The organism is Kitasatospora sp. NPDC057936 (genome assembly GCF_042887525.1).
GTDB lineage: Bacteria > Actinomycetota > Actinomycetes > Streptomycetales > Streptomycetaceae > Kitasatospora.
The window spans coordinates 61,639-86,010 of sequence record NZ_JBHVPD010000008.1; the positions used below are offsets into that span (position 1 = coordinate 61,639).

Consider the following 24,372-nt stretch of genomic DNA (forward strand, 5'->3'; position numbering starts at 1 on the left):
GGCTAGCTCGCCTCCTGGGGGAGCGTCGAGGATGTGGGGTGGTGCGGTTCCCTGCGGTCCGGGAGGTCCTGCCGGTACCAGTCGACGAGGGCGGGAACGGTCGCGCGGAGGGTCCGCCAGGCGCGCACCCCCGCGGGGAGCGTCCCGGGCCGCAGCAGCTCCCGCTCGGGGGTGTCCACGACCACCCGCAGGACGGCCGCGGGCAGCGCGGGCCGCAGCTCGTGCAGCGCGGCGAGGACGGCGGCGGCCTCCATGTCGACGGCGAGCGCGCCCTGGAGGTACAGGGCCCGCCGTTCGAGGCCGCGGACGACGTGGTCGGCGGTGTGGTGCACCCCGGTGTGCACGGCCAGCCCGCGCTCCTTGAGCGCCCGGGCGAGGTCGGCGGCCGAGCGGACGGCGAACAGGTTGCCCTCCGCGTTGCGCACGCCGTCGGCGACGACGACGTCCCCCGGGGCGATCCCGGGGCCGACGGCCGCGCCGAAGCCGGCCACCACGACCGCGCCGTAGCCACCCGGGGCGGAGCCGAGCACCCGGCGCACCGCGTGGCCGGCCCGCCGCCGGCCCACCCCGGTGCGCAGCAGCACCGGCGGCCCGCCCGCCGAGCCGCGCCAGTCCCCGCCGCGCAGGGCCCAGACCTCGGGGCCGAGCGCGCAGAGCACCAGCAGGGGCGGGGTGGTCACCGGGACGCCCCGATCACCGGGCCGGCGCCCTCCCGCAGGACCGCCGGACCGCCGCCCAGGTAGCGGCCGAGGGCGGTGACGGGGAAGACCAGCCGGTACAGGTGGTAGTTGATGGAGAAGTCCCACGGGAAGCCGGTCCCGGTGAACTGCGGCTCGTCCCACGTGCCTTCGGGCAGCTGGGTTTGCACCAGCCAGTCGACCCCGCGCTCCACCGCCGGGTTGGCCCGGCGCTCGGGGCCCTCGCCGGCCGCGAGCAGCGCCATCAGCGCCCACGCGGTCTGCGAGGCGGTCGAGTCGCCGCGCCCGGCCCAGCGCGCCGGGTCGTCGTAGGAGCGCATGTCCTCGCCCCAGCCGCCGTCGGCGTTCTGGCGGTCCTCCAGCCAGCGGACGGCCTGGCGGATCGCCGGGTGCTCGTCCGGCACACCGGCCGCGACGAGGGCGGGCAGCACCGAGCCGGTGCCGTAGATGTAGTTGGTGCCCCAGCGGCCGAACCAGGAGCCGTCGGCCTCCTGGTTGCGCAGCAGCCACTCCACGCCGCGCCGGGTGCGCGGGTCCCGCGCCTGGCCGACCTCGGCGAGCATCTCGACGACGTGCGCGGTGACGTCGGCGGACGGCGGGTCGACGACCTCGCCGAAGTCGCAGAACGGCAGCTTGTTCGGCAGGGTGCTGGTGTTGTCGACGTCGAAGGCGCCCCAGGCCCCGTTCTTGGACTGCATGCCGAGGTTCCAGCGCACTCCCCGGTCCACCGCCCCGTCGACCTTCGCCGGATCGGGGTGGGCGACCCGGCGCAGCGCGAGCACCACCTCGGCGGTGTCGTCGATGTCGGGGTAGGTGTCGTTCTCGAACTCGAACGCCCAGCCGCCCGCCTCCAGCGAGGGCCGCCGCACGCTCCAGTCACCGCGCTTGCGGATCTCCTCGCCGAGCATCCAGTCGACGGCGGTCACCAGCGCCGGGTGGTCGGCCGGCAGTCCGGCGTCGACCAGGGCGATGGTGGCCAGGCAGGTGTCCCAGACCGGGGACTGGCAGGCCTCCAGCCAGCGCATGCCGTCCTCGGTGTGCACGGTGAAGCGGTCGAAGGCGGTGAGCCCGGCCTGCATCACCGGGTGCTCCAGCTCGTAGCCCTCCAGGTGCAGGGCGATCAGCGAGTAGACGGCGGGCGGCTGGATGCCTCCCCAGCAGCCGTCGGCCTCCTGCCGCTCGACGATCCAGCGGCAGGCCTGGGCGATGGCGTGCTTGCGCAGCGGGCGCAACGCGCGGTGGTGGTAGGCGTGCAGGACCTTGTCGAGGCGCTCGAAGAGGCCGTCCCAGCTGGTGGCGGGGGCGAGCGGCCGGTCGGGGAAGGGGTCACCGGGGTCGGTGTGCAGCTCGGTGAGCACGAAGGGCGCCGGGCGGACCGGGCGGTGGGCCGAGACGACGGTCAGCGGGACGATGGTCTGGCGGGCCCAGCAGCCGAAGGCGTAGATGTTCAGCGGCAGCCAGCGGGGCAGGAAGATGATCTCGGGCGGCATCTCGGGCAGCCGCTCCCAGGGCCACCAGCCGAAGAGCGCGAGCCAGATCCGGGTGAAGACCCGGGCGGCGGCGATGCCCCCGGCGGAGCGGACGTAGCGCGCGGCGGCAAGCATGTGCGGCGCGTCCGGGTCGTCGCCGGCGAGTTTGAGGGCGACGTACGCCTCGACGGTCGTGGACAGTTCGGGCGGCCCGCCGTGGAAGGTGGCCCAGGTGCCGTCCTCCCCCTGCTGGGAGCGGATCCAGTCGGCGGTGGCCGCGGTCTGTTCCTCGGTGCGGATCCCGAGGAACTGCCGGAGCAGTAAGTCCTCGGCGTCCATGGTGACGTTGGTCTCCAGATCGCCCTTCCACCAGCCGTCCGGACTCTGCAGCGAGAGCAGGTGGGCGGTGGCCCGGGCCAGCGCGTCCCGGGCGTCGGCCGGACCCGGGGCCGCTTCCCCGCCCGGTGGGGGCGGGGCGGGGTCCTCGGGCCGCCACAGTCCGGTGCCCAGCAGGGCCGGGGGGCGGTCGCCCACCGCGACCGGCTCGGGATCGTACTCAGGGTCGAGCCGGCCGTCCGCGGTTGCTGTCAACGTAACGTCACCTCTCTCGTACCACCACGAATTCGGCGAGTGCGACGAAGTGCTCGCGCACCGGGTCGGACATGGGCACCTCGTCGAGAGCGGCGAGGGCGGTCGTGTGCTGGCGGCGGGCCTCCTCCTGGGTCCAGGCGCGGCCGCCGGCCTGCTCGATCAGCGCGGCCCGGGCGGCGAGCTCGGGCTCGCTCTCCTCCCCGCGGCCCGAGGGGTCGGCCAGCTGCTCGGCCAGGCGGCGCGACGCGGCGCCGCCCTCGGCGAGGGCGGCGGCGACCGGCAGGGACTTCTTGCGCTGGCGCAGGTCGCCCCAGTGCGGCTTGCCGGTGACCTCGGTGGCGCCCCAGATGCCGAGCAGGTCGTCCACCGCCTGGAAGGCCAGGCCCAGGTGGTGACCGTAGCGCTGGAGCGAGCCGGAGACCTCGTCGTCGGCCCCGGCCAGCACGGCGCCGATCGCCGAGGCGGCGGCGAGCAGGGCGGCGGTCTTGCCGCCCTCCATCTCCAGGCACTCGGCGACGGTGACGCTGTCGCGCTGCTCGAAGGCGACGTCCATCGCCTGCCCGTCGATGAGCCGGCGGGTGGCGGTGGTGAGCAGCCGGACGGCGCGCGCGGCGTCGGCGGCGCTCGCCGGACCGGCCGCGCCGGCGTCGAGCAGCACCTCCGTCCCGAGCGTCGCCAGGGCGTCGCCGACCAGGATCGCCTGGGCCGGGCCGAAGACCGTCCAGGCGGTCGCCCGGTGGCGCCGGGTCTCGTCACCGTCCATCAGATCATCATGGAGCAGGGAGAAGTTGTGTACCAGTTCAACGGCGACCCCGCCGGGCACCCCCACCTCGGCGGACGCACCCGCCGCCTGGGCGGACAGCAGGGCCAGCGCCGGGCGCACGGCCTTGCCGCCGTCGCCCTTCACGGCCGTGCCGTCCCGGTCGATCCAGCCGAAGTGGTACGCCGCGACGGTGTCCATCGGTGCGGCCAAACGGGCGACGGCGGCGCGCAGCGGCGGGGTGCAGAGCGTGCGGCTGCGGGCCAGCAGCTCCGGCACCGAGACCGGTTCGGCGTGCGCCGTGCCTCCAGCGGCGGTGCCGGTGCGTGACTCCACGTGCGTTCCCTCTCCCTGGTGGTGCCGGACCGCGCGGGCCGGCCGGATGCTTGCGGTGTCGGCGCGCCCGGGGTGCCCGGCGCGTCCGGAGGGACGGGCGCCGGCTCTCGCGGGGTCGCCGGCGACGGGGCCGCTGGTCACCTCGGCCACCTCCCGTCGCCCCGGTCCACCGGGCGGCGGGCACCCGAGGCGGCGAGCGCCGCGTCGGCCGCGGCGTGGCCGCTGCGCACGGCCCCCTCCATCGTCGCGGGCCAGCCCGTGGCCGTCCACGAACCGGCCAGCAGCAGGCCGGGCACGCGGGTGCCCGCCGAGGGGCGCAGCGCCGCGGTGCCGGGGGCCGGGTCGAACGTGGCGGTGCGCTCGCGGGTGACGAAGAAGTCCAGCACCTCGGCGCCCGCCGCGGCGGGCAGCAGCCGGGCGAGCTCCGGGAGGTACCGCTCGCGCAGCTCGGCGACGGGCAGGTCGATCTCGTCCCGCACGGCGGACTGGGAGAGCGCCAGGTACTGGGCGCCGGGGTGCTCGCGGCCGAGCGGCGCGGCGGCCAGTCCGGAGTGGTCGGTGCGGTCGAAGACCCACTGGACCGGGGAGTCGAGCGCCGCGAAGAAGGGGCGGCGCAGGACCTTGCGGTCGTAGACGACGTGGACGTTGAGGATCGGCGAGGTGCCGAAGCCGACCAGGCGCTCCTGTGCGGGGATCGCGTCCGGCGGCAGCAGGGCGGCCGCGCTGTCCTGGGCGCCGGCCAGGACGACGGTCTCGGCGGTGAGCAGCTCGCCGCCCTCCAGGCGTACGGCGTGCTGCTGCGCGCCGGGCTTGAGCTCCGCCGCGCGGGCGCGCAGCAGCACCGTCACGCCCGCGCGCTCCAGCTCGGCGAGCGCCCGGTCGTGGTGGATGGTGCCGAGCGGGACGGCGGCGACGCCGATGTCGGAGGCGCCCGGGTCGGAGAGCAGGCCGGTCTTGAACACCATGGCCGCGAGGGCCAGCGACACGTCGTCCGCGTAGGCGTTCAGGGTGGCGACGCCGACCAGGTCCCACAGGGCGGCGAGGGTCCGCTCGTTCTGCCCGTGGCGGCGCAGCCACGCGCCGAAGGAGGTGCCGTCCAGCGCCGGGTCCGCCAGGTCGAGGCGCTGGAGGGCGAGCGCGCCGCGGACCACCCGGGCGCGGTCGGCCGGGCCGAGGTGCGGGTAGCGGGCGAGGCTGCCGGCCAGGTGCAGCGGGACCGGCAGGCCGGCCCGGCGCAGCCGGCCGAGGGTGCGCACGGGCGCCTCGGCCGGGCCGGTGACGGAGAGCACCGGGACGTCGAGCCGCTCCTGGAGGTGGGTGAGGCGGGTGGCGCCGAGCCGGTCGAGCAGGCCGCGGTAGGCGGTGCAGCAGCGCAGGTAGACGTGCTGGCCGTTGTCGACGGTCAGCTCGCCGCGCCGGAAGGAGAAGGCGAGGCCGCCGAGCCGGGGCCGCCCCTCCACCAGGGTGACCCGCTGCCCGGCCTCGGCCAGGCGCAGCGCGGCGGTGATCCCGGCCAGGCCGCCGCCGACCACGACGGCGGCCGGGCGCGCGGCATCGGCTCGCCCGGTCATCGGCCCTCCCCCTCGCGATCGCTGGACCGCCCGGCGGCGGCTGCCGTGGTCGGCTCGGTCGTGGACAACGCGGCTCTACCCATGCGTGATTCCCCGCTGACACAGCGTGACAGAACTGCGGCGAGAATCAAGAACGCCCCCCGGCGAGCCCGGAAAGCGCCACGTACGCCTTCTCCCAGCCCGGCAGCGAGACCCGGCCGCGCAGCACCGACTCGGGGTCGGCCGCGATCCGGCCGAGCAGCCGGTGGTAGATGCCGGCCATCGCGGCCGTGCAGGCCCGGCTGCGGCGGTCGAGCATCGGCAGCAGCCGCAGGCCCTCCTCGAACGCGGCCTGCGCCCGGGCGGCCTCGAAGGCGACCAGGCCGGTGAAGTCCGCGCCGGCCGGCGGCCTGGGCTGGGCGAAGCCCTCCTGGCAGCCGAACCGGACCAGGTCCTCGGTGGGCAGGTAGGTGCGGCCGTTCAGGGCGTCCTCGCGCAGGTCGCGCAGGATGTTGGTGAGCTGGAGCGCGAGCCCGAGGGTGTCGGCGTAGTGCGCCCCGCGCTCGGGGTCGTCGCAGCCGTACACGCCGAGCGACAGCCGGCCGATCGCGCCGGCCACGCAGCGGCAGTAGACCTTGAGCTCCTCGTAGGTCTGGTACTCGGCGCCCTTGAGGTCCATCTCGACGCCGTCGATCAGTTCGTCGAAGCCGCCGATCGGGATCGGGAAGCGACGGGCCGCGTCCGCGAGGGCGACCTTGATCGGGTCGGTGTCGTCCTCGGCGACCTTGCCGGCGCGGACGTCGTCCAGCAGTTCGCGGGTGCGCAGCAGTGCCTCGGCCTTGCGGTCGGCCGGCAGGTCGCCGTCGCCGATGTCGTCCACCCGGCGGGCCAGGGCGTACAGGGCCGACATGGCCAGCCGCTTGGGCTCCGGCAGCAGCCGGATGCCGTAGCTGAAGTTGCGCGCCTGGAGTCCGGTGACTGCCTCGCAGTACCGGTAGGCCGCCATGACCTGGGCCGACGCCAGTGGTGATGCCGCCACTCGGGCGTTCACCTTCCCTTCGCGAAGATGGCCGCCGCCTTCGCTGCGAGGCGGCGCTTGTCCGGCTTCGCCTGCTGGGCGAGCACGTCGTACCCGGCGTCCTCGACGGCCGCCAGGGCCGCGTAACCACCTGCGGTGAATCCCGCCAGGAGCAGTCGAAGCCTCCCCCGAACCGTACCTACCAGCGGCGCGCCGCGGTCGAGCAGGGTGCGGGCCCGCTCGGCCTCGAAGGCGATCAGCTCGCGGACCGGGCCGTCGGCGCTCGGCGCGGCCAGGTCGGCCTCGGTGACGCCGAAGCGCTCCAGGTCCTCGGCGGGCAGGTAGATCCGGCCGCGGGCGAGGTCCTCGGCGACGTCCTGGAGGTGTTCGACCACTTGGAGGGCGGTGCAGATCGCGTCGGAGAGCCCGACCCGCTCGGGCGTGGAGACGCCGGCGATGGCGAGCACCAGGCGGCCCACCGGGTCGGCGGAGAGCGTGCAGTAGCCGACGAGGTCGTCCCAGGTGGCGTAGCGGGCGGTGGTCTGGTCGACCCGGTTGGCCTCGATCAGGCGGCGGAAGGGCTCGGGGGTCAGTCCGTGCCGGTCGACGACCGGGACGAGGGCGCGCATCAGCGGGTGCCGGGGCCGGTCGGCGCCGCCCGGGCGCAGCGCCGTCTCGAACACCCGGTCGAGGTCGCGGTCCAGTCCGTCGAGCAGGGCGAGCCGGAAGGCGACCTCGTCGGGAGCGGGCGGGCCGCACTGGGCCGAAGGGGTGGTGGCGGACGCCGGGAAGGGGGTGTCGACGCCGAGGAGGCGGGCGGCGCCGGCCGGGTCGGCGAGGTCGCCGTCGCCCGCGTCGTCGACCAGCCGGGCGAAGCCGTAGACCGCCATCAGGTCACCGCGCCAGGCGGCGGGCAGGAAGAAGGGGGCGACCGGGAAGTTCTCCGCGCTCGCCTTCTCCAGGGTCGCCCCCGCGGTCTGGTCCACGGGCTCGTTGCTGGGCTGGGCCGAAGCCGACACTGCTGTCACTCCCCCGTTCTACACCGATGGGCATCACCGGCCCGACTCGGACACGCGTCCGAGCACGGGCGTCACGTCCGGCACACGCCCCCCGCGCATACAGCCTGACACCACGGGCCGCGCCGCAGAAGAGCGCCCCGCCCGGCGCACGGGGCGCTCACCCCGCCGGGGGCGGGCCACCCGGACTACCGGCGCCGGGCACACGGCGGGGGGGGGGGGCCCGGGGGAGAACGCACCCCCCCCCCCCCCCGGGCGCGGGGGGCTCCGGGAGGTGGTCGGGGCGCGGGGTCGGGCGGTGGGGGGCCGCGGCGGGCCACGCGCACTCCCGCCGCCGGGCCCAGGGCGGGGGGCCGGCCCCGGCACTCCCCGCACCCGGCCCCCCGCGCGGCTCGGGTGCTACGGGCGCTCGCCGCGCTCGTAGCGGCCGACGACCTCGTCGGTCGGGCCGTCCATGACCAGCTCGCCGTGCTCGATCCAGATGGTCCGCTCGCAGACCTCGCGGATCGAGCTGTTGTCGTGGCTGACCAGGAAGACCGTACCGGCCGACTGGCGCAGCTCCTCGATCCGCTTCTTGCTGCGCTGCTGGAAGGCCTGGTCGCCGGTGGCCAGCGCCTCGTCGATCAGCAGCACGTCGTGGGTCTTCGCCGCGGCGATGGAGAACCGCAGGCGGGCGCCCATGCCGGAGGAGTACGTGCGCATCGGCAGGGAGATGAAGTCCCCCTTCTCGTTGATGCCCGAGAACTCGACGATGTCCTGGTAGCGGCGCCGGACCTCGGCCGGCGGCATGCCCATCGCGAGGCAGCCGAGGACGACGTTGCGCTCACCGGTGAGCTCGTTCATCAGGGCCGCGTTCACGCCCAGCAGCGAGGGCTGGCCGTTGGTGTAGATGCCGCCCTTCTCGGTCGGCAACAGGCCCGCGATGGCGGCCAGCATGGTCGACTTGCCGGAGCCGTTCGAGCCGATCAGGCCGACCGCCTCGCCCTTGTAGGCGGTGAAGCTGATGCCGCGCACGGCGTGCACCTCGCGCACGCCGGCCGAGCGCTTGCGGCTGACGATGCGGCTGAGCGCCGAGGTGGCGCTGCCCTTGCCGGACCCGGCGCCGTGCACGCGGTAGACGATGTGCACGTCGTCGACGACGACGGTGGGCTCGCGGGCGACGTCGGTGTCCCGGACGGTGTTCTTGTTCAGGTCTGCGTCAGCCACGGCCGTACTCCTCCTCGGCCTTCCAGAAGAAGACGTATCCGACGATGAACATCCCCACGCCCCAGGCGATGCCGTACGTCCACTGGTGCGGCGGGATCGTCTGGTGGGCGGGCTGGTGGTGGTTGTAGATGATCGGCGCGAAGGCGTGCCGCAGCAGGTCCATGTAGACCGAGGCCGGGTTGACGGCCATGATCGTCTGGATGTAGTGGGGCCAGGTGCTGACCTTGTCCTGGATGCTGAACATCACGCCGGACAGGAACATCCAGGCGCGCATCACGAACGGGATCAGCTGGGAGATGTCACTGGTCTTGGCGCCGATCCGGGCGAAGATCAGGGAGACGCCGGTGTTGAACATCGTCTGCAGGAGCAGCGCCGGGATGATCAGCAGCCAGGTGCGGCCCGGCGTGATGCCGGCCGCCAGGACGGTGGCGACCAGGACCACCATCGAGATCAGCAGCTGCTGCAGCTGGATCACCGTGAAGGCGATCGGCAGGCAGGCGCGCGGGAAGTGCAGCGCGCGGATCAGCCCGAGGCTGTCGGAGATCGCCCGGGTGCCGGACTGCACCGCGTTCTGGGTGAACTGGAAGACGAAGACGCCGATGCACAGCCACGCGATGTAGGTGTTCGGCGGGAAGTTGTCCTTGCTCTTCAGGATCACGCCGAAGACCAGGTAGAACACCGCGCAGTTCAGCAGCGGGGTCACGACCTGCCACAGCTGGCCGAGCTTGGCATCGGTGTACTGCGCCACCAGTCGGGCGGTGGCGAAGGCCCAGATGAAGTGGCGCCGGGCCCAGAGCTGCTTGGTGTAGGCGAAGAGGCCGGGCCGCCGGCCGCTCACGGCCAGGCCGTACTTGTCCGCAAGCTGCTTGGGGGTCAGGCCCGCGTCCGCCCCCCTGGGGGCTGAGAGGCTGACGGGTTCACTCACTGTCGACACATTCGTCCTTCACGCGGGATCGGTCGGGGCGGCCGGTCGGCGGGGGTCCGCCGGCCTTGCGCCGATGGGGATCCACTGGGATCACGGGGGAGTCCGGCCGGTGTGTGGCACCGGCCGCAGCGATCGATCATTCGATCAAATGAGATCAGATGACCGGTGGGCGGCCCAGCCTGGTCAATCGCCAAACGGTACGCCATCGCATCGGGCGACGCGGACCGCAAGGTTCGCGCCAGCCCGCCCGGAACCCGCCCCACCAGGCCTTCAGCGCCTCCGGGGAGGGGCGGCGGGCCAGGGTCAGCAGGAACCAGGTTCCCAGATAGAGAGGCACGAACAGGGCCGGAAGGTTCCGTCGCGCGAGCCAAACCCTGTTCCGCGCCACGTTGTGGAAATACGTGGCGTGCCGGGCCGGCGAGGTCGTCGGGTGGTGCAGGACCACGTCCGCCCGGTAGTCGATGGCCCAGCCGGCGTCCAGCGCGCGCCACGCGAGGTCGGTCTCCTCGTGCGCGTAGAAGAACTCGGCGGGCAGCTGCCCGGCCTGCTCGAACACCGTGCAGCGCACGGCGCTCGCGCCGCCCAGGAAGGTCGTCACCCGGGAGGAGCGCAGCGGGTCGCTCGCGCGCAGCCGGGGCACGTGCCGGCGCGCGGTGACACCGGTGTCGGGGTCGGCGATCCGGAACGAGACGATGCCCAGCTCCGGGTCGGCGGTGAAGGCCTCGCGCAGGAGGCGGGCGGAGTCGGTGCGCGGCAGGTGGCCGTCGTCGTCCAGGAACAGGACGGCGTCGACGTCCCGCCCGTCCCGGCCGAACAGCTCGATGCCGACGTTGCGCCCGCCGGGGATGCCGAGGTTCTCCGGCAGCTCGACGCTGCGCACGCCCTCCGGCAGCGAGGGCAGCGGCGCGCCGTTGGCCACCACGGCCAGCTCGACCGCCGGGCCCTCCTGGGCGCGGACGGACTCGATCAGGGCGTTCAGCTCGGCCGGGCGGTTGCCCATCGTGATGATCACGGCGCCGAGGCGGAAGCCGTCGGCGCCTGGACCGGCGGCGGCGTTCGCGGAGGTGTTCATAGAGGTGTTCGTGGAGGTGTTCGCGGAAGTGTTCATCGGAGCCTGCTCGAAAGGACGATGCTCAGCAGGTGCAGGACGGTCTGCAGCATGGCGATCGCGGCCAGCACGACCACGGCGAGCCGGGTGAAGAACAGACCGCCGTGGACGGCGTCGGCGACGCCGGCGGCCAGGATGAACAGCGAGGCCTCGACCGCGCCCACCAGGCGGTGGAACTTCAGGAGCGAGGCCGCGCGGCGGGCCTTGGCCACGGCCGCGGAGCGCGGCACCGAGGCGCTGTCCTCGACCGCCGTCAGGCCGCTGCGGGCGCGGGCCACGTCCACCAGGTCCGTCTCGGACTTGATCAGGATCGCGCCGAGCGCGGCCAGCGTGCCGAGGAAGGCCCACTCCCAGTGCGCCGCCGGGCCCTGCCGGTGGAAGAGGTCGCAGCCGCGCAGGCCGAGGCCGGTCAGCAGCGCGGCCTCGGACATGTAGTGGCCGACCCGGTCCAGGTAGACGCCGGTGAGCGAGGTCTGCCGGCGCCAGCGCGCCACCTCGCCGTCCACGCAGTCCAGCAGCAGGTACAGCTGGATCAGCAGGGCGCCCAGGACGGCGCCGGTCAGGCCCGGCACCACCAGCGCGGCACCGGCCAGGACGCCGGTGACCATCATCAGGTAGGTGAGGCCGTTGGGGGTGATCGTCGTGACGGTCGAGAGCACCCGCGTGACCCGCAGCGAGATGCTCCGCATGTACAGGCGCCCGGCCCAGTGCTCGGCGCTGCGGCGCTGGAGCATGCCCTCCGGGTGGATCACCGCGCGCAGCTCCTCGATCGAGGGCCGGCGGGTCAGGTCCACCGGGGGCCGCTCGGCGCCCGCGGTGGAGGGGTCAGCTGTTGACGGCTTGGACATAGTCGGCGTACGCGTCCCTGATTGCTGAGGGGGAGAGGTCGAGGTGCTCAAGGATGGTGAAGCGGCCCGGCCGGGTGTTCGGAGCGTAGTGCACCGCCTCGGTGAACTCCGCCTCGGTGAAGCCGATCTGAGCGGCGGTCACCGGCAGGCCGTGGCGCGCCAGGCGCTCCACGATCAGACCGGTCAGCTCGCGCTCGCCCCGCAGGAAGCTGGCGAACGCCGCGCCGAGGCCGACCTGTTCGCCGTGCTGGGCGGACCGCTTGGGATACAGCACGTCCAGGGCATGCGAGATCTCGTGGCAGGCGCCCGACGAGGGCCGGGTGCTGCCCGCGATGTTCATCGCGATGCCGGACAGTACCAGGGCTTCCGCGAGCGCCGTCAGGAGGTCCTGGTCCGCCAGGTTCCCGGGGTGGCGCAGCAGGTTCTCGCCCGCCGAACGGGCCATCGCCACGGCCAGCCCGTCCACCGGCTCGCCGGTGACCGCGTGCGACAGCTCCCAGTCCGCGCAGGCGGAGATGTTGGAGACGACGTCGCCGATGCCGGCCGCCACGAAGCGCGGCGGGGCCTGGCGGATCACGTCCAGGTCGACGACGATGCCGATCGGGCTGGGCACCCCGTAGGAGCCCCGGCCGGCGTCGTTGTCGAGCGTGGAGACCGGCGAGCAGATGCCGTCGTGCGCGAGGTTGGTGGCCACCGCGACCAGCGGCAGGCCGACCCGGGCCGCGGCGTACTTGGCGGCGTCGATGATCTTGCCGCCGCCCAGGCCCACGACCGCGTCGTAGTGGCCGCCGCGCATCGCCTCGGCGAAGCGCACCGCGCTGTCCAGGCTGCCGTCGTCCACGCTGAACCAGTCGGCACCGGGCAGGGCCGGCTCCAGCCGCTCGCGCATCGCGGCACCCGAGCCGTTGCTGATCGCCACCGCGATCCGGCCCGAGGCCGACAGCCGCTGGTCCGCGAGGATCCCGCCGAGCGCGTCCAGCGCGCCCGGGCGGACCTCGACGAACAGCGGCGAGGGGACCAGTCGGGTCAGTACCGGCACGCGATCTCCCGCGCCTTCGCCAGGTCGTCGTGGTTGTCGACCTCGACCCAGGAGACCTCGCCGATCGGCTGCACGTCGATCCGCAGGCCGCGGTCGACCATCTCCTGGTAGCCGTCCTCGTAGTACAGCTGCGGGTCGCGCTCGTAGGTGGCGCGCAGCGCGTCGGTGAGGTCCGCGGCGGCCGAGGGGTTGATCACGGTCACGCCGATGTACTCGCCGCTCGCCTCGACCGGGTCCATCAGCTTGGTGATGCGGCGCATGCCGGCGGCCGGGTCGACGACGACCTTCATCTCCTCGTCGGCGAGCTTCTTCACCGTGTCGAGGGCCAGCAGGATGCCGGGGGCCTCGCCGGCCTCGGTCAGGCGGCGGTTGCCCTCCAGCATGGTGCGCTGGACGGAGGCCGGGTGGACGGTGTCGCCGTTGGCGAGCAGCAGGCCCTCGGCGAAGAGGTCGCGGGCGCACCACAGGGAGTAGGCGTTGTTCCACTCCTCGGCCTTGTCGTTCTCGACCAGGTGGAGCTTGACGCCGTACTTGCTCTCCAGGGCGTCCTTGCGGTCGTACACCGCCTCCTTGCGGTAGCCGACGACGATCGCGGCCTCGCGCAGCCCGACCTCCGCGAAGTTGCCGAGGGTGAGGTCCAGGACGGTCCGCTCCCCGTCGACCGGCACCAGCGCCTTGGGCAGGGTGTCGGTGTACGGGCGCAACCGGCGGCCGGCGCCGGCTGCCAGAACGAGGCCGATCATGCGGGGGTCTCCTGATCCGTCGTGCTGTGCGCGGGTGCGCCGGGGCACCGGAACGAGTCGCCCGGGCCGCGCAATCGGCGCGCCGGTGCCGGCGCAGATGCGGGCACCTTGTCCTTAGTGATGGTAGGCGACCGGGGCGACCGGCCCGAACGCGGCCGGGGACCTGGGAGGTGCCTGAACGGTGGCTGGGAACGACGGCCGGAGCGGCGCACCGGAGCGGGCGCGAACGGGGCCGGCGCGCCTCCTGGCGCGCCCGAACGGGCCTCGAACGACTCCGAACCCTTTTGCTAACTCCATGACCCTTCCGGGGCCCTCTGACGTCCTTCTCCGTCCGGAAAAGTCCCCCTGAGGGTCATGATCCGCCAGGTTGTGCGTGGGACCCGTGCCGACCGCCACCCATACGGCAGACTGGAGCCCGACGCCGGCGCCGGTGCCCCCGCTGCGTCCGATGCACCCGCTGCACCGGACGCAACCCGATGCTTCCGTTGCTCCCGCTCCCCGAAAGAGGCCACCCCATGCCCCAGAGTCCGCCGACCAGCCCGACGCACTTCACCTCCGAGATCGACACCGGTCTCGACGTGGAGACCGACGTGACGGCCGACCCCGGGGGCACCGCCGGGAGCACCGGCCCGGAGATCCTGCTGGAACTCGTCGACGACGAGGGCACCACCATCGGCACGGCCGAGAAGCACTGGGCCCACCAGCAGCCGGGGCGCCTACACCGGGCCTTCTCGGTGTTCCTCTTCGACCGCCAGGGCCGGCTGCTGCTCCAGCGCCGCGCGCTCGGCAAGTACCACTCCCCCGGCGTCTGGTCGAACACCTGCTGCGGCCACCCCTACCCGGACGAGCCGCCGTTCGTCGCCGCCGCCCGCCGCACCTCGGAGGAGCTGGGCGTCGCGCCGGCACTGCTGTGCGAGGCCGGGACGGTGCGCTACGACCTGCCGGACGAGGCCTCCGGGCTGATCGAGCGCGAGTGGAACCACCTGTTCGTGGGCCTGGTCACGGCGCCGGTCGTCCCCGATCCGGACGAGGTGGACGACTACGCCTTCGTCACCGCGCAGGAGCTGCGCGAGCTGCGGACCGAGCGGCCGTTCTCGGTGTGGTTCGAGACCGTCTTCGAGGCGGCGCTGCCGGGGATCCGGGAGATCGCCGGACGGGACTGGTAGTCCGATGGTCCGGTAGTCCGGCTAGTCCGCGCGGGACTGGTGGCGGGGGCAGGACTGGTGGCGAGGACGGGACTGGCGGCGAGGACGGGACTGGCGGCGGGGGCGGTGACCGCCGGGATGGTCCGGATCGTCCGGATGGTCACGGACAGTCGTCGTGCCGCGGAGGGAGCGGAGGGATGGGCAGCGAGGCCCAGATGACCTTGCCGCCCTCCCCCGTCCGCTCCACGTCGCACACGCCCCCGGCCTGCAGGGTCACGCTCTTGACCAGCAGCAGGCCGCGCCCCCCGGTGCGGCCGGTGTCGCTCTCCAGCGCCTTCGGGCGGTACGGGTCGCCGTCCTCGACCGAGACCCGCACCCACCCGTCGCGCACCGCCAGCTCGGTGGTCACCTCGGGCGAGAGCTCGGCGGCGTGCGTCACGGCGTTGCTGACCAGCTCGGAGACGATCAGCAGCACGTCGTCCACCAGCTCCTGGTGGCGCACCCCGGTCATGCCCTGGGCCAGCAGGCGGTCGCGCACCGCGTGCCGGGTGCGCGGCACCGAGGACTCCGTGGCGGGCACCGGGAAGCGCCAGACGCCCTCGGCCGGCTCCGGCGCCGGGCGGGCGGGCCCCCGCAGGGCCCGGTCGCGTCTCGGCTCGGCCTTCGCCGCCCCGCTGATCTGCTCCACGTCCAGCCGCCCTTCGTCCGCGACCCGGGAATCAGGCGTTCCGCTGGCGCCCTCGGTCCACAGAGGCTAGGAGAGCCGCCACGGGGACCGCGGCACCGTCGAGAAGTTGCCCGTGTCGGATCGGTGTCGACCGGTCCCGATCGGCGGGACGGCGCAATCGGACCGTTTCCTTCGCCCTCGCCACCGCTTCGGCCGGCGATCGGGTGGCCCTGCGAGGCTTCGCCGTCCGGCGGTGGTCGGGCCGTCGTCGGGGTGTCCCCCGTCGGTCGTCGTCGAGCCGGGGTCCTCGCCGGGGAAACGCAGGTGAGAAGCACTCCAGAACCCTGGTAATGTTCTCTCTGTCGCCGAGGGGGCGAGAAAAACCCCGAAGCACACACCCCGTCCGGGTGGCGGAATGGCAGACGCGCTAGCTTGAGGTGCTAGTGCCCTTTATCGGGCGTGGGGGTTCAAGTCCCCCCTCGGACACCATCGAATTCCCCGTGGATCCACAAGGATTCCACGGGGAATTTTTTGTTTTTCGTCCGCCGCCGTGGCCGGGCCCGGGCCCGGCAGGCCCGCTGGGACCGGCCACAGCGGCGTTCCGAGGGAGTCGGAGCCCCGGAGACCGGACACGAGATGGCAACGATCGGACGGTTTGAGCTTCCCCTGAGGTAAACGCCCTTTTTCGCCCCATAGGCTGCTGGGCGTTTGTGTCCGGAATACCGACTCATGACCGTAAAAACCACGACACCACCCGTCGACCCCGAGCGAGAGGACCGATACGTTGAGTGAGCCCGAGCCGTCAGCGGCATCGCACCAGAACCACTACCGACGCTCGCTCGGCACCATCAGCCTCACCGCCGTCGGGCTGGGCTCGATCATCGGCTCCGGGTGGCTGTTCGGCGCCGAGCGGGCCGCCAAGCTCGCCGGCCCCGCCTCGATCCTCGCCTGGGTGATCGGCGCCGCCGTGGCCCTGACCATCGCCCTCACCTACAGCGAGCTCGGGTCGATGTTCCCCAAGGCCGGCGGCATGGTCCGCTACGGCCAGTACTCGCACGGCTCGCTGGCCGGCTACCTCGCCGCCTGGGCCAACTGGATCGCCATCGTCTCCGTCATCCCCGGCGAGGCCACGGCGTCCGTCCAGTACATGAGCTCCTGGCACTTCGGCTGGGCCAAGGGGCTGTACAACGGGCAGGAACTGACCATCAGCGGCGTCGCCCTCGCGAGCGTGCTGCTGCTCGTCTACTTCGCCCTCAACTGGTTCGCGATCACGCTGTTCGCCAAGACCAACACCGCGATCACCGTCTTCAAGGTCATCGTCCCGACCCTGACCGCCGGCGCGCTGCTCCTCGCGCACTTCGACACCGCGCACTTCACCGACCACGGCGGCTTCGCGCCGAACGGCTGGAGCGCGGTGTTCACCGCCGTCGCCGTCTCCGGCATCGTCTGGGCCTTCAACGGCTTCCAGTCGCCGCTCAACCTGGCCGGCGAGGCCCGCGACCCCGGCAAGTCGCTGCCCAAGGCCGTCATCGGGTCCATCCTGATCGCCCTGGTGATCTACGTCGCGCTGCAGATCGCCTTCCTCGGCGCCATCCCGGCCGCCGACCTGTCGCAGGGCTGGAGCGGCCTCGGCTACACCTCGCCGCTCGCCGACCTCGCCATCGCCTGGGGCATCAACTGGCTCGCGATCCTGCTGTACGCGGACGCGTTCATCTCGCCCTCCGGCACCGGCATGATCTACGCCGCCACCACCTCGCGCATGATCCACGGCGTCCAGGAGAACGGCCACCTGCCGAAGCTCTTCGGCAAGGTCGACCCCAAGACCGGCATCCCGCGCCCCGCGCTGCTGCTCAACCTCGGCGTCGCGTTCCTGTTCCTGGCCGTCTTCCGCGGCTGGGGTTCGCTCGCCGAGATCGTCTCGGTCGCGACCGTCATCTCGTACATCACCGGCCCGGTCGCCGTCATGGCGCTGCGCCGCCTCGCCCCGGACCTGCCGCGCCCGGTGCGGCTGCGCGCGATGCCGGTCATCGCGCCGGTCGCGATGGTCTTCGGCTCGCTGGTCCTGTACTGGGCCCGCTGGCCGCTGACCGGCAAGGTCATCCTGCTGATGGCCGCCGGCCTGCCGATCTGGGCCTGGTACGAGCTGCGCAAGCCGTGGGCCGTGCTGCGTCCGCACCTGATCGCGGGCGCCTGGATGGTCGCGTACCTGTTCGTGATGGCCGGCGTCTCGTGGGCGGGCAGCTCCGACTTCGGCGGGCACGGCTACCTGCCCGAGGGCTGGGACCTGCTGATCGTCGCCGCGATCGGTCTCGCGTTCTACCGCTGGGGCGTCGCGAGCGCCTGGGCGAACCCGTCCCTGGCGGAGGTCCGCCGCGAGCTGAGCGAGGCCGAGGGCGCGTCCGGCGCGCAGGACGCCGCGTCGGGCCCGGGGCCGGAGTCGGCGTCGGAGTCGGCGTCGCCGGAGCCGTCGCGGGCGTGACGGCCTGAGGCTGGGAGCCGAACACGGGAGTGCCGGTCGAGCTTGGCTCGGCCGGCACTCGCGCGTTCCGGGGGCGGGCGAGCGGGGGGAGGGCGGACGGCGGACGGATTTCAGCGAACAGATTTCAAAATCTGTTCGCTGAAATCTGTTATCTGTTATCTGTTACTTGTCAGCTGACAGCCGCCGCCCGCCCTCAGCCCCGGCGGGCGCGGCGGATCGCCGAGGTGACCACCGGGGGGAGCAGGTCGCGGGCGGCGCGCTTGGCGACGTTGACCGGGCGGCGCTGCTCGGCGGCCCGGGCACGGCGGGCGGCGAGGTCGCGGGCGGCCTCCTCCTGCGACTCCAGGAGCGCCCGACGGGAGTCGTCGGCGGCCTGGTCGGCCTGGTGGCGGGCGTTCAGCGCGACGAGCCGCTTGTGGTGGCGGGACGGCCGGAACGGCTCGATGCCCTCCGAGGTACCGGTCATGCGCAGCATCTGCCGGCCGTTGAGGGTCTCGGCGCTCAGCTCACAGCCCTCGGCGAGGTCCACCCGGTCGAGCAGGTCCCGCTGGAAGGGCTCCGGGTCCCCCCAGGTGCCGTAGAACTTGCACTCGGTGAGCAGGACCGGCTTGAGCCCGTGGTTGAACACGGCCTCCCAGGTGGCGGCGGCGACACCCGGGGTGTGCTGGGAGCGGTAGTCGTCGAGCACCACGACGCCCTGGTCCTGCAGCGCGACGCGGGCCACCTGGAGGTCGCCGACCACGTGCTCGTACAGGTGCGAGGCGTCGATGTGGATGAACCGGAACGCGCCCGCCGCTATCCGTCCGCCCGCCAGCGTCGAGGTCGGCGCCTGGATGATCTCCGGCAGCTCGCCGTGGAACGACAGGTAGTTCGACTCGAAGGCCGTTCGGCTCAGCGTCTTGCGGTAGGACATGTTCATTTCAGCGGCATTCTCGTCGTCCGGCGCGTCCGAGTCGAAGAGGTCACAGACGGTGAATGACTCGCCGGGCTGGAGGTGCTCCCCGATGACGATGGCGCTGCGCCCCAGGTATGCGCCCATTTCCAGCAGGTCGCCCGTGACGCCGGCCTTCTCCTGGCGCCCCAGGAACCACTCGAAGGAATGCCGGTCGTGGTCCCAGAACCACCCCGGCACGTCGTCCAGCGAGGCCGGCTCGGCGGGCCGGGGCTGCTCGTCGGTGAACGCGGCGTCGGTCACGGGGAAGCTCCTTTTGCGGTACGGATGACCTGCGGATTCGAGCCAGACCTCAGAGCGGTGGCGCCCTCCCGCCCACCGCGGGGGCGCACGACGTGCCGACGGTGTGCACACGTCTTGCACCCGCCGCCAACCGTAGCCCCCCACCGCTGAGTTCGCTGCAATCTACAGCGCCGTCCGCGCGATTGAGGAGCCTTTCGGACGCAGAATTTGTGGACCGTCGCATCGGGCCGGGAGTGGGCACGGCCGCACCGATCACGTACATCCATTGTGCCCTCTCCGCTCCACAGAGTCACCATTCCTTGGAATGATCTTCGTTGCTTTTCGGCCGCCTACGGTGGGACACCGTCGGCCCCCACTGCGGTGGGCCGGGAATGGGGAACGGAGCGACATGACGAAGACCGAGCGAGATCTCACCGCGCTGGCCGGGGAATTGACGGCGATGATGACCGAGGACGCCGCCGCCGTGCGGCTCGCCAACAGCACCGACCTCGCCGAGCAGGCCGCCTGGCGGCGGCTCACCACCGGGCACGGGGACCGGCTGGCCGCGATCATGGCCGAGCACGGCTGGCCCACCGAGGCACTGGTCGGAGCCGACGCGGCGAAGGCCGCCTGGCTGGTCGCCCAGCACGCCGACCGCCAACTGGACGTCCAGCGCCGGGCCGTGGAGCTGATGGCCGTGGCCGTCGCGGACGGCGCCGCGAGCGCGCGCGACCTGGCGTTCCTTCAGGACCGGCTCGCCGTCAACGAGGGGCACGAGCAGCGGTACGGCACGCAGATCGGCGCGGTCACGGACGGCCGCCCGGTGCCGTGGCCCTGCGAGGACCCGGAGCGGCTGGACGAGCGGCGGGCCGACGTGGGGATCGAGCCGTTCGCCGAGTACACCTCGCGGTTCGCGCCGCGCTGACCGTCGGGTCCGCCGGAGCGGATTGGCTCTTGCGCGCGGCCGCCCCGGCCGCCTTGACTGGGCCTTTGGACCAGCGCTGGGTTGAGCGCGGTCAAACGCGGTGGAGCGCGGTCGGAAGGCCAGGCGGACGAGAGGACCATCGGTGCAGCACGACGCGGAGCAGGACGCGCGGAACGACGGGTCGGGCGGGGACGAGCAGGGCGGCCGGTGGTTCGGGGACCACGCGGACCAGTACGTCGACGGCGCCTGGCGCCCCTCCGGGGACATCGGGTTGATCGAGGTGCTGAACCCCGCGACCGAACGGGTGATCGCCACCGTGCCGGCCGGCGGCGCGGCCGACGTGGACGCCGCGGTGGGCGCGGCCCGCCGGGCGGCGCGGGCCTGGGGCGCCACCACCCGTGAGGAGCGGCTCGCACTGCTCACCCGGCTCCGGGACGGCATCGCCGGGGCGCAGGACGAGATCACCGCGACGGTGGTCGCCGAACTGGGCGCCCCGGTGGGCTTCGCGGCCGCCGTCCACGCCGGACTGCCGCTGACCGTCGCGTCCTCCTACCTGGCGCTGCTCGCCGAGCACCCCTTCGAGGAGCGGATCGGCAACTCGCTGGTGCTGGCCGAGCCGGCCGGCGTGGTCGCGGCGATCACACCGTGGAACTACCCGCTGCACCAGATCGTGGCCAAGGTCGTCCCGGCGCTGGCGGCCGGCTGCCCGGTGGTCCTCAAGCCGGCCGAGGACACGCCACTGGTGGCACGGCTGTTCGCCCGGCTGGTCCACGAAGCGGGCTTCCCCGCGGGCGTGTTCAACCTGGTGACCGGCACCGGTGCGGTGGCCGGTGCGGCGCTCGCCGCCCACCGGGACGTGGACGTCGTGTCGTTCACCGGGTCGACCGCCGTCGGCCGCGCGGTCGCCGAGACGGCCGGGCGCGGCCTGAAGCGGGTCGCCCTGGAACTGGGCGGCAAGTCCGCCAACGTGGTGCTGCCCGGCGCCGACCTGACCCGCGCGGTCAACGTCAACGTGGCCAACGTGTTCGCCAACTCGGGCCAGACGTGCAGCGCGTGGACGAGGCTGCTGGTGCACCGGGACCACTACGAGGAGGCCGTCTCCATAGCGGCGAAGGCCGCCGAGAAGTACGTCCCCGGCGATCCGGCCGATGCGCGGACCCGGATCGGTCCGGTGGTCAACGCCAAGCAGCAGGCGCGGGTGCGCAGTTACCTGGAGGGAGCGATCACCGAGGGCGCCCGGGTGGTCGCCGGGGGTCCCGAGCCGATCGCCGACCTTCCCGTCGGCTTCTACGTCCGCCCGACCGTACTCGCCGACGTCACACCGGACATGACGGTGGCTCAGGAGGAGGTCTTCGGCCCGGTGCTGGTGGTCCTCCCCTATCGCGACGAGGACCACGCCGCCGAGCTCGCCAACGGCACCGAGTACGGCCTGGCCGGCGGCGTCTGGGCGGCCGACACCGACACCGCCGCCGCCTTCGCCCGCCGCCTCGACGCCGGCCAGGTCGACCTCAACGGCGGCCGCTTCAACCCCCTGGCCCCGTTCGGCGGTTACAAGAGCTCGGGCCTCGGCCGCGAGCTCGGCCGCCACGGCCTGGAGGAGTTCCTGCAGTACAAGTCGCTGCAGTACTGACCTCGGCGCGAGCCGTCGTACTTGGGGGTGGGACGCGTCAACGCGTCCCACCCCCAGGGACTTCGGCGGTCAGACCAGGTCGACGCCCGGGTAGAGCGGGAAGGGCGCGAGCAGGTCGGCGGCGCGCTTGGCGATGCCGTCGCGGACGGCGGCGTCCAGGACGTACTGGGCCTTCGACGGGGCGCCGTTCGCGGTCGTGGTGGGGGTCGTGGCGCGCAGCACGGTGTCGATGAGGCCCGCGATCTCGTCCATCTCGGCGGCGCCGAGGCCGCGGGTGGTGAGCGCGGGGGTGCCGAGGCGGACGCCGGAGGTGTACCAGGCGCCGTTCGGGTCCTGCGGGACGGAGTTGCGGTTGGTGACGACGCCCGCGTCCAGGAGCGCCGCCTCGGCCTGGCGGCCGGTCAGGCCGTGGCCGGAGACGTCGGCGAGGACCAGGTGGTTGTCCGTGCCGCCGGTGACGAGCGTGCCGCCGCGGCGCAGCAGGCCCTCGGCGAGCGCCTGCGCGTTGTCGACGACGGCCTGGGCGTAGGCCCGGAACTCGGGGCGGCGGGCCTCGGCGAACGCGACCGCCTTGGCGGCCATGACGTGCGAGAGCGGGCCGCCGAGGACCAGCGGGCAGCCGCGGTCGACGTGTTCGGCGAGCTCGGCGGTGGACAGCACCATGCCGCCGCGCGGGCCGCGCAGCGACTTGTGGGTGGTCGTGGTGACGATGTGGGCGTGCGGCACCGGGTCGAAGTCGCCGGTGAACACCTTGCCCGCGACGAGGCCCGCGAAGTGTGCCATGTCGACCATGAGCGTCGCGCCGACCTCGTCCGCGATCTCGCGCATCCGGCGGAAGTCCACGCGCCGCGGGTAGGCGGAGTACCCGGCCACCATGATGAGCGGGCGGAACTCGCGGGCCGTCTCGCGCAGCGCGTCGTAGTCGATCAGGCCGGTCGCCGGGTCGGTGCCGTAGCTGCGCTGCTCGAACATCTTGCCCGAGATGTTGGGCCGGAAGCCGTGGGTGAGGTGGCCGCCGGTGTCCAGGGACATGCCGAGCATCCGCTGGTTGCCGAGCTCGTGGCGCAGCCGCGCCCAGTCCTGCTCGGTGAGGTCGTTGACGTTGCGCACCTCGGCGCGCTCCAGGGCCGGGCTCTCGACGCGCTGGGAGAGGACGGCCCAGAAGGCGGTCAGGTTGGCGTCGATGCCGGAGTGCGGCTGGACGTAGGCGTGGTCGGCGCCGAACAGGGCGCGGGCGTGCTCGGCGGCGACGGTCTCGACGGTGTCGACGTTGCGGCAGCCGGCGTAGAAGCGGCGCCCGGCGGTGCCCTCGGCGTACTTGTCGCTGAGCCAGTTGCCCATGGCGAGCAGGACGGCCGGGGAGGCGTAGTTCTCGCTGGCGATCAGCTTGAGGGAGGCGCGCTGGTCCTCGATCTCCCGGCCGATGGCGGCGGCGATGCGCGGTTCGACGCCCGCGACGACGTCGAGGGCGCTGCGGAAGGCGGTGTTCGCGGCGGCGTCGGCGGCGGTGTGGGGCTGCGGAAGGGGCTGGGGCTCGGGCTGGTGCCGGGACTCGGGCTGAAGCTCGGGCTGGGGCTGGGCGGCCATGGCGGTCTCCTGGTGGGGATGCGGACGGCCCAGGCGCTCGGCAACTGCACGTGACAGGGCACGGGGCCGCTTCCCGATGGTTGATTCCATCCCTACGCGCCAGTCGCGGCCCACCCGGATCGTACCAATACCCGCAGGGGTGTGGCGCAGATCTCAGAATGCGGGACGGGGAGGATGCTTTGGGGGCTTTTGCCCGTTCTCCTGCGACGAGCGTGTTGCGGCGCCGTGAAGCCGTCGCACCGGCCGAAACAATGCGCAACACATCGGCTCGAAGTGATTTGCCCGAGGTCCATCGCATCCGATCTGATGGCATTGCGCCGGCCGCCGGGAAACCCCCGGAGGCGGCTCGGAAATGCACGTCATCGCACCCTCACCCCAAAGGGCGGCGGAGAATTCGGGAGTACGCCTCGCATGGCCATCGTCGAAACAGTCCCGGCACCTGATTCCGCCGTCCGGCCGGCCCCGGACGATGCGGTCCGCCGGATCCTGCGCGACCGGGTCGGCGCCACCGCCCTCGCCGTCGTCCTGCTGTTCCTGCTCCTCGCCCTCGCCGCCCCGCTGATCGCCGCCCTGTACGGGAAGAACCCGACCGAGCACTACGGCCAGAACGCTCCGGGCCTGCTCAGCGACGGCGGACTGCCCGTGCTGGCGAACGGCGGCATCTCCGGAGACTTCTGGTTCGGCCTGGAGCCGGGCCTCGGCCGGGACGTGTTCACCCAGCTGCTGTACGGCATCCGCACCTCGCTGCTGATCGCCTTCGCGTCCGCCGCCGTGACGACCGCGCTCGGCGTGCTGGCCGGTGTCGCGGTCGGCTACCTCGGCGGAATCGCGGACCGCCTGTTCGGTTTCCTCGCGAACGTGCTGCTCGCCTTTCCGACCCTGCTCCTGCTGCTCGCGCTCAGCCCGGTCATCCAGTCGAGACTGGTCGATCCGGGCGCCGCGGAACCGGAATGGATGCAGTTCCTGGTGCTGATCCTGGTATTCGCCGCGTTCGGCTGGATTCCGCTCGCGCTTTCCCTCCGGGCCACCGTGCGCTCGCTACGGGAACGGGATTTCGTGCAATCCGCCCGCGCCCAGGGGGCGAGCGGTTTCCACGTCGTCGTCCGGGAATTGCTGCCGAACGTCCGCTCGCAACTGCTGGTGCACGTGACGATGGCGGTGCCGGCGATCGTCGCCTCGGAGGCGGTGCTGTCGTTCCTCGGGGTCGGGATCACCGAGCCCGTCCCGGACTGGGGCCGGATGATCGCCCGCGGCGCCGAGGTGTTCCGGGCCGACCCGACGTACATGGTCTTCCCCGGCGTGGCACTGCTGCTCTTCGTCCTCGCCTTCAACCTGCTCGGCGACGCCGTCCGGGACTCCCTGGACCCGCGGTCGGGCCCGCGCTGATCCGGCGATTCGCCGCCTGGACCTCCCCCCGTTTTCCCCGTTCGTTCGTCTGATGACCCCGCATGTCGGGGC

At 73.1% G+C, this 24,372-nt stretch carries 20 protein-coding genes, 1 tRNA gene and 1 riboswitch; of the genes, 6 read left to right on the forward strand and 15 right to left on the reverse strand.

Annotated elements, in window-relative coordinates; genetic code table 11:
- Positions 1 to 2: 2 nt before the first annotated feature.
- From ACFVU9_RS06770 to ACFVU9_RS06825, 12 genes are all read right to left on the reverse strand, one after another.
- On the reverse strand, positions 3 to 680 hold the full coding sequence (locus tag ACFVU9_RS06770; RefSeq protein ID WP_380442211.1) for a 1-hydroxy-2-methyl-2-butenyl 4-diphosphate reductase: 678 nt from the start codon (positions 678 to 680) through the stop codon (positions 3 to 5).
- Positions 677 to 2,758, reverse strand: coding sequence for a squalene--hopene cyclase (gene shc, locus ACFVU9_RS06775; RefSeq protein ID WP_387590692.1), 2,082 nt, complete (start codon positions 2,756 to 2,758; stop codon positions 677 to 679). Before shc ends, ACFVU9_RS06770 begins: the two co-directional genes overlap by 4 nt.
- Positions 2,759 to 2,765: 7 nt before the next feature.
- Entirely contained in the window at positions 2,766 to 3,854 is a 1,089-nt protein-coding gene (locus ACFVU9_RS06780; protein WP_380442215.1) for a polyprenyl synthetase family protein, read from the reverse strand.
- Between the two features lie 137 nt (positions 3,855 to 3,991).
- The gene (hpnE, locus tag ACFVU9_RS06785; RefSeq protein ID WP_387590695.1) at positions 3,992 to 5,425 is read right to left on the reverse strand and encodes a hydroxysqualene dehydroxylase HpnE; all 1,434 of its coding nucleotides are present in this window, start codon (positions 5,423 to 5,425) and stop codon (positions 3,992 to 3,994) included.
- Between the two features lie 127 nt (positions 5,426 to 5,552).
- Positions 5,553 to 6,410, reverse strand: coding sequence for a presqualene diphosphate synthase HpnD (gene hpnD, locus ACFVU9_RS06790; RefSeq protein ID WP_380442235.1), 858 nt, complete (start codon positions 6,408 to 6,410; stop codon positions 5,553 to 5,555).
- A gap of 41 nt (positions 6,411 to 6,451) precedes the next feature.
- The gene (gene hpnC, locus ACFVU9_RS06795) at positions 6,452 to 7,408 is read right to left on the reverse strand and encodes a squalene synthase HpnC (protein ID WP_380503037.1); all 957 of its coding nucleotides are present in this window, start codon (positions 7,406 to 7,408) and stop codon (positions 6,452 to 6,454) included.
- A 429-nt stretch (positions 7,409 to 7,837) separates the two neighbouring features.
- The gene (locus ACFVU9_RS06800) at positions 7,838 to 8,644 is read right to left on the reverse strand and encodes an ABC transporter ATP-binding protein (RefSeq protein ID WP_380442220.1); all 807 of its coding nucleotides are present in this window, start codon (positions 8,642 to 8,644) and stop codon (positions 7,838 to 7,840) included.
- Entirely contained in the window at positions 8,637 to 9,578 is a 942-nt protein-coding gene (locus tag ACFVU9_RS06805; protein WP_380442222.1) for an ABC transporter permease, read from the reverse strand. The genes ACFVU9_RS06800 and ACFVU9_RS06805 overlap by 8 nt, the downstream gene beginning before the upstream one ends.
- Positions 9,579 to 9,723: 145 nt before the next feature.
- Positions 9,724 to 10,641: a glycosyltransferase family 2 protein gene (locus tag ACFVU9_RS06810; RefSeq protein WP_387590816.1), complete on the reverse strand. Its 918-nt coding sequence runs from the start codon at positions 10,639 to 10,641 to the stop codon at positions 9,724 to 9,726.
- A 32-nt stretch (positions 10,642 to 10,673) separates the two neighbouring features.
- A complete protein-coding gene (locus tag ACFVU9_RS06815) occupies positions 10,674 to 11,411 on the reverse strand; it encodes a CDP-alcohol phosphatidyltransferase family protein (RefSeq protein WP_380442241.1) in 738 nt (245 codons plus the stop codon).
- A 91-nt stretch (positions 11,412 to 11,502) separates the two neighbouring features.
- On the reverse strand, positions 11,503 to 12,564 hold the full coding sequence (locus tag ACFVU9_RS06820; RefSeq protein WP_359958020.1) for an iron-containing alcohol dehydrogenase family protein: 1,062 nt from the start codon (positions 12,562 to 12,564) through the stop codon (positions 11,503 to 11,505).
- Positions 12,552 to 13,307 carry a sugar phosphate nucleotidyltransferase gene (locus tag ACFVU9_RS06825; protein ID WP_380442225.1) on the reverse strand — a complete coding sequence of 252 codons (756 nt, stop codon included), beginning with the start codon at positions 13,305 to 13,307 and terminating at the stop codon, positions 12,552 to 12,554. Before ACFVU9_RS06825 ends, ACFVU9_RS06820 begins: the two co-directional genes overlap by 13 nt.
- A gap of 515 nt (positions 13,308 to 13,822) precedes the next feature.
- Here ACFVU9_RS06825 and idi point away from each other — a divergent pair.
- Positions 13,823 to 14,473, forward strand: coding sequence for an isopentenyl-diphosphate Delta-isomerase (idi, locus tag ACFVU9_RS06830; protein WP_380442227.1), 651 nt, complete (start codon positions 13,823 to 13,825; stop codon positions 14,471 to 14,473).
- Between the two features lie 139 nt (positions 14,474 to 14,612).
- On the opposite strand, the gene ACFVU9_RS06835 is transcribed toward idi, so the two are convergent.
- Positions 14,613 to 15,131 carry an ATP-binding protein gene (locus ACFVU9_RS06835; RefSeq protein ID WP_380442243.1) on the reverse strand — a complete coding sequence of 173 codons (519 nt, stop codon included), beginning with the start codon at positions 15,129 to 15,131 and terminating at the stop codon, positions 14,613 to 14,615.
- 389 nt (positions 15,132 to 15,520) lie between these two features.
- Between ACFVU9_RS06835 and ACFVU9_RS06840 the strand changes: the two genes are divergently transcribed.
- A tRNA-Leu gene (locus ACFVU9_RS06840) sits at positions 15,521 to 15,608 on the forward strand.
- 295 nt (positions 15,609 to 15,903) lie between these two features.
- Entirely contained in the window at positions 15,904 to 17,598 is a 1,695-nt protein-coding gene (locus ACFVU9_RS06845; protein ID WP_380447647.1) for an APC family permease, read from the forward strand.
- Between the two features lie 193 nt (positions 17,599 to 17,791).
- On the opposite strand, the gene ACFVU9_RS06850 is transcribed toward ACFVU9_RS06845, so the two are convergent.
- Entirely contained in the window at positions 17,792 to 18,793 is a 1,002-nt protein-coding gene (locus ACFVU9_RS06850) for a class I SAM-dependent methyltransferase (protein WP_387590702.1), read from the reverse strand.
- A 388-nt stretch (positions 18,794 to 19,181) separates the two neighbouring features.
- Here ACFVU9_RS06850 and ACFVU9_RS06855 point away from each other — a divergent pair, with 388 nt between their 5' ends.
- On the forward strand, positions 19,182 to 19,697 hold the full coding sequence (locus tag ACFVU9_RS06855) for a DUF6624 domain-containing protein (RefSeq protein WP_380447651.1): 516 nt from the start codon (positions 19,182 to 19,184) through the stop codon (positions 19,695 to 19,697).
- Positions 19,698 to 19,839: 142 nt separating this feature from the next.
- Positions 19,840 to 21,327, forward strand: a complete 1,488-nt coding sequence (locus ACFVU9_RS06860; RefSeq protein WP_387590705.1) for an aldehyde dehydrogenase family protein — start codon at positions 19,840 to 19,842, stop codon at positions 21,325 to 21,327.
- A gap of 69 nt (positions 21,328 to 21,396) precedes the next feature.
- Here ACFVU9_RS06860 and ACFVU9_RS06865 read toward each other — a convergent pair whose 3' ends face one another.
- Positions 21,397 to 22,914: a glycine hydroxymethyltransferase gene (locus ACFVU9_RS06865; RefSeq protein WP_387590707.1), complete on the reverse strand. Its 1,518-nt coding sequence runs from the start codon at positions 22,912 to 22,914 to the stop codon at positions 21,397 to 21,399.
- A gap of 20 nt (positions 22,915 to 22,934) precedes the next feature.
- Positions 22,935 to 23,031, reverse strand: a riboswitch (ZMP/ZTP riboswitch).
- A gap of 294 nt (positions 23,032 to 23,325) precedes the next feature.
- Between ACFVU9_RS06865 and ACFVU9_RS06870 the strand changes: the two genes are divergently transcribed.
- Positions 23,326 to 24,300, forward strand: a complete 975-nt coding sequence (locus ACFVU9_RS06870) for an ABC transporter permease (protein ID WP_387590710.1) — start codon at positions 23,326 to 23,328, stop codon at positions 24,298 to 24,300.
- Positions 24,301 to 24,372: the final 72 nt, after the last annotated feature.